1 pseudogene is annotated in these 413 nt (G+C 60.5%); it reads right to left on the reverse strand.

What is annotated here, in order from left to right:
- Window positions 1-413 (reverse strand): annotated as a pseudogene (locus D7Y13_RS43890) (phytoene desaturase); the annotation flags it as partial.

Raw genomic sequence — 413 nt, forward strand, 5'->3', positions numbered from 1 at the left:
GCGTCAACACCGGTTCCAGCGAGAACGCGCTACCCAGATGCGCATTCAGATCCGCCGCGAAATCCTTCGGCGCGTACGAGAATTTCGTCACGATCCGCTCATGGATATCCGGAATCAACCGCCGCCCGATCTCGTCGAGGATGCGCTTCTCCAAAATCGGTGCGATCTCGTCCCAGTCGACCGGGAATTTCCCGAGATGCGGCACAGGCGCCAGTGCATAAAACGTCGAATGCCCCTCCGGCGCCAGCGAAGGATCGGTCACGGTCGGATGATGCAGGTACAGCGAGAAGTCCTCGCTCAGCACGCCGTGGTCGTAAATGTCCTCGAGCAGCCCCTTATAGCGCGGCCCGAAGAGGATCATGTGGTGCGGAATGCCCGGCCAGGTGCCCTTGATCCCGAAATGCACCACGAAC

This window comes from Corallococcus praedator, assembly GCF_003612125.1.
Taxonomy (GTDB): Bacteria; Myxococcota; Myxococcia; order Myxococcales; family Myxococcaceae; genus Corallococcus; species Corallococcus praedator.